Below are 4,835 nucleotides of genomic sequence, written 5' to 3'. Positions count from 1 at the left end.
AATGATTAATTTCTTTAATATTGAAGATGACGTTAGGAAAATCATAGACATCCTTAAATTGCACTCCATCCCATAGAGATAAGCTCCACCGTTCAACAGATGTCACCCTTAGATCACTGTCCTGTTCGGGAGCAGCTCCAGAATAAAAGCGATTTCTAAGAATGCCTGTCTTGCGAAAGAACTCCTTTTTCATTTTCTCTGCCATTTCCCATAAAAAGTAATAATTCGTTCGAACCCTCAAATACTCATCTCGGCTTCGATTTTCATATTCCTTAAACCGAGTCGGAATCACCTTTTCAGCTTCTCGATAGGCTGCTTCAAATTGTCCATAAACAGCAGGGTGCCCATACTCATCTACATGTCTAAATATATCTGTCCCTGGGATATCAATCAGTCCATCGATATCAACACCATTTCGATTGTGACTATAATAGGCCGCAAACATAATTTCCATAAATCAGAAAATTCGATAGGTAATATTATTGCCGCCAAAATTAGTATCTCCATTTTCATAGGTTGTCTGGATATCAATCTTGTAGGATAGATGTCCATCCCGAATACGGAACTTACACGTGGAAAGATCAGTCGTTCCACCGCCGCAATCAATGACAAGCGCCTTATACTCTTCCCCATCCAGAAAGTTATTCGTTTCTATTTGTTCAGCAATCGTATTATATAGAACAGCCAAGCCCTCATCGAGAGCATATTCACATTCAATCTCGTATTCTGGCAATATATGTTTGAACATATTAAAAGCCATTACAATAAATATCCCTGTGACTGATTACGTTTTTTAATATAAATAGTTGAATTGAATTTTAAAATATGCAATAAAAATGAGGATAACAAAAACAGGTCAATCATGATTGTATGATCATCATTGACCTGTCTAATGTTATGTGCTTGAATTAATAAAAGCATTTTTCTATACATACATTCGTTTATTTCAAAATGAAAAGTAAACATCAATTCTCTAAATTAGTTCTGCTAATCTACGTTTTTTTCCTGCAATCCCCCTTTCCCCAGCTTAGTTAACCCAGTAAAATATTTTCACTAAACAATGTTTTATTCGTTAATTTTTCTATACCAATGGCTATTTGCATTGTTTCTCCAAGCTACCCAGCCTAACGGAAGATCCACTAATTCAACCAAAGAAGAATCTAACTCTATCATCTCTCTTAGGCTTATCAAAACAGCATCTCCCATATCAACATCATCGCCACTGTGAAATTGCCACATTCCATCATCCTCATCATGGAATACAACCAAAATTGGTTTACCATTAGCTATTACATCTTTCGTTGTTAATACCATTGTATTTGGCAAGTCTAAAAAAAAACCACTTATCACTTGACATTTCCTTCACTCCTTTCAATCATTCATCCCATTTGTCTCTATTTTCTTTTCTTGACAGTAAGCCCGAATTCAAACGACACATATAAAATGATCAACTTCTCCTGTATGATGGACGTATCAATCATAGGAGGTGCTTTTCGATGCCACAACAAAAACTAACCATTGTCCCCTTTACACTACATAACGAAAACTTATGTTTTCAAGAACATAACCGGAAAAATTGGCTCTTCAGTGTTAGTGAAGCTGGTGCCAAAGCCAATGCCATCTGTTTAAGTATCGCAGAAACTACAAAAGCAAACGGTGTGGATTTCTATCGTTATCTTTTGAAGTTATTGACGGATTTGCCGAACCTTAATTTCTACCAGCAACCAGAAATTTTAAATCAATATATGCCTTGGTCAAAAATGATTCAAGAAGAATATGGCAGATAATATGAAATAACCGTCTATCTGATTAAAAAAATCACGATAAACGGTTATTTGTGATGCGCACCGTGAAGGTGCGTTTGTTTTTTTATTTCGGGCTTACCAATTATGATGTTTGGTTTAAAATCTCAAGCTGGCTTAAAATCATGTCCCAATTACGGTAACGCAGGGTCCATTTTTTTGTAATGTTTTGAGCTGCCAAGTAAAGCATTTTTCTTAAGCTATCATCAGTAGGAAAAATAGACTTCGTTTTTGTCACTTTTCTAAATTGACGATGCAGCCCTTCAATGATATTCGTAGTATATATTATTCTCCTAATTTCTGGAGGATATGCAAAGAAAGTGGCTAAAATATCCCAATTTTCTTCCCATGACTTAACTGCAGATGGATATTCTTTACCCCATTTTTCCTTAAATTCTATGAGTCTTTCCATGGCTGTTTCTTCGTTGATAGAAGTGTAGATTAGTTTTAAATCAGCGACAAATTCTTTTATGTGTTTATGAAACATATTTGGTGGCTAGCCCGAATCTGATGAATAATACAACGCTGAATACCGGTAAAAGGATACACGGCTTGAATGGCCTCTTTCAGCCCTGAAAGCCCGTCAATACAGAAAAGGTTAACCGTTTTTACCCCTCTTGTTTTCAAATCATTCAACACGCCTAACCAAAACTTACTACTTTCGTTTCCTCCAACCCAAATCCCCAATATTTCTTTATACCCTTCATTATTGATGCCTAAAACAACATAGGCTGCTTTCGATACAATTTGGTGATTATCTCGAATTTTATAATGAATAGCATCCATGAAAATAAAAGGATAATAGGCTTCCAGTGGACGACTTTGCCACTCATTTACTTGTGGCATAATTTTTTCGCTAATCTTACTAACTAATTCAGAGGAAATCTCAATATTATAGAGATCCTTGACTTGTTCCTGGATATCTCTAGTGGACATTCCGTGAGCGTAGAAAGACAGTATTTTTTCTTCCAATCCGTCTACATTTCTTTGGTATTTGTCCAATATTTTTGGCTCATACGAGCCATTTCTGTCCCTAGGAACATTTACTTCAACTTCACCAAATTGTGTTTTTAATTTACGCTTTGTTGAGCCATTTCGATAATTGCTTGGCTCATCGCTCCGGCGTTGATGTTTTTCATAACCAAGCTGTTCATCCATTTCACATTGAAGTACCTCTTCCAAAATATCGGAAAACATTTCTTTGATCGTCTCCATGATTCGTTTGGTACTTGTGAATTTTTCTTCTTTTACGATCTCCTTGATTAATTCCTTTGGTCATTTCATGTCGAAAAATCCTCCTTAGCAAAAATTATTTATCCTAATTCTTGCCAAGGAGGATTGATTTTAAACTTATTTACACAACTTTTTACGCAATGTCAATCAAGGTTCGGATTTTATCCACTATGAACTTCAAAACAAAAATATCCAAAGGCTAAATCATCATCTTTTAATTTCATTTCCTTTTTTGCAACTTTAAACAACTTAGGCAAAAGTTCGTTTAAGTATTTGCGGTACTTTTGTAATGATAAAATAAAATGTCCTACATCATTATTTTTACATAACGGATACATTATTTTCCCCATTTCAATTTCCTTTGTAGATTTTATTTCATAATGCGTATCAAGACAATCAAATACATGATTATCTATTTCCTTCTCGCTTATCTCTTCCCTACACTCGATATAGAACATGTACTCCTCAAATTCAATCTGCATATTCACTCTTTCATTTATATAAAAAGGAATAATTCTAATATATTCTGTCGTTGTTTTAGAGTCTATAATCTTTTCTAATAAATTATTTAAATCAGTAATTGTGGGGAAGATCGTGTATTTACCACTATGATAAGTTGTATGTTCATATATTATTTCATTTATCTTTCCTTCTTTTTTTATTATCAAAAAAATCACCTCTTATTTAGAAAATGTAGGGTCAAATTTCCAATCAGCTTTATTTAGATTTGAAACCTGTATTACTTTCCCTGTACCATTATCTACCGCTACATAGTGTGTCTTATCTTTAAAGTATACAGTTACTGAGTTTCCTGTATGTTTGTTTACCGATTTATCAGTTTTGTATGGATTGTTTATTGTTTTAGCTATACTTTCATTATTCCATCCACGTTGTTGCACTTGATTTTTATATGCTGGCTTTTTAAACTTATCACTAAAAACAATATTCTCTGCACTAATATTACCCTTAGTGGCCGCCGTAGAAGCTTTAGTAGACTTTCCTCCATTATTTACAGAAAAATTATACAAATCTTTTGCACTTTGTACAAGGTTTTGTGTACCTTGTGTTGCCACCGCAGTGCCATGAGCAGCACCAGCTACAGCAACTGCACTTATAGGTGCTCCAGCAAGAGCACCCACTCCCGTTGCACTTAACGCTACGCCTCCCGTACCTATGGCTACAGACCCAGCTGTTTCTACAACTCCTGCAATTGTAGCTACCGTGTGTCCAAATACTTCTCCTACTTTATAAGAAACTGTGGGCTGGCTAGTATGTTTAGGTTTCACAACATTAAAAGTTACATCCGTTAAAGCGGCTTCGCCTGCCCCTTTTAAAAAGTTCCCTGCAACAGATTTCGTAGTATTCCAAGAACTAAGTACCTCTTTCTTCATCATCGTTTTTAGCTTATCTATTTGTTCCTTCTTCGTCAGGTTATTTTTAAGCTTTCGGGCTTTGGTGAACACCTTCCCTCTTTTTTTAACGATTTTCCCTATCTTTTTCTTTACAGTCTTCTTCTGTGTCTTAAGAGAAGCGACTACTTTCTTCTTTGTATTACTAACCTTCTTTTTGGCGGCTTTTGATGCCTTGTTTAATGCTTGTGCCCCTTTTTTTATAATGCCCTTCATCGGAACACTGCCAAGTGCACTTATAGCGGCACCCTTCCATTTGGAGGGAAGGCTAGGCTTCTTCGATTTAGCCAATGCCGCCACCCCCAGTGACAGGAATCATCCCAAGGACAGCTACACCTAGCTCATCTTCCTCCTCATCTTCTTCCTCCTTTGACATCGGGACAGCGGCTTT

At 35.9% G+C, this 4,835-nt stretch carries 3 protein-coding genes and 3 pseudogenes; 1 reads left to right on the top strand and 5 read right to left on the bottom strand.

Features of this window, described 5'->3' with window-relative positions:
* A pseudogene (locus tag GX497_02875) lies at positions 1–754 on the bottom strand (molecular chaperone).
* Positions 755–1,065: 311 nt separating this feature from the next.
* Positions 1,066–1,314 carry a hypothetical protein gene (locus tag GX497_02870; GenBank protein ID HHY72168.1) on the bottom strand — a complete coding sequence of 83 codons (249 nt, stop codon included), beginning with the start codon at positions 1,312–1,314 and terminating at the stop codon, positions 1,066–1,068.
* Positions 1,315–1,568: 254 nt separating this feature from the next.
* Between GX497_02870 and GX497_02865 the strand changes: the two are divergent.
* A pseudogene (locus tag GX497_02865) lies at positions 1,569–1,787 on the top strand (transposase domain-containing protein).
* A 100-nt stretch (positions 1,788–1,887) separates the two neighbouring features.
* Here the strand turns inward: GX497_02865 and GX497_02860 are convergent.
* The 3 genes and pseudogenes from GX497_02860 to GX497_02850 form a co-directional block, all read right to left on the bottom strand.
* Positions 1,888–3,065: pseudogene (locus tag GX497_02860) on the bottom strand (IS256 family transposase).
* 131 nt (positions 3,066–3,196) lie between these two features.
* On the bottom strand, positions 3,197–3,703 hold the full coding sequence (locus GX497_02855; GenBank protein ID HHY72167.1) for a hypothetical protein: 507 nt from the start codon (positions 3,701–3,703) through the stop codon (positions 3,197–3,199).
* Positions 3,704–3,715: 12 nt separating this feature from the next.
* Entirely contained in the window at positions 3,716–4,735 is a 1,020-nt protein-coding gene (locus GX497_02850) for a hypothetical protein (GenBank protein ID HHY72166.1), read from the bottom strand.
* Positions 4,736–4,835 lie beyond the last annotated feature (100 nt).

The sequence above is a fragment of the Bacillus sp. (in: firmicutes) genome (assembly GCA_012842745.1).
Taxonomy (GTDB): Bacteria; Bacillota; Bacilli; order Bacillales; family Bacillaceae_J; genus Schinkia.
The sequence above is the reverse complement of the archived record's forward strand: the minus strand, read 5'-3'. Positions and strand labels throughout refer to the sequence as shown.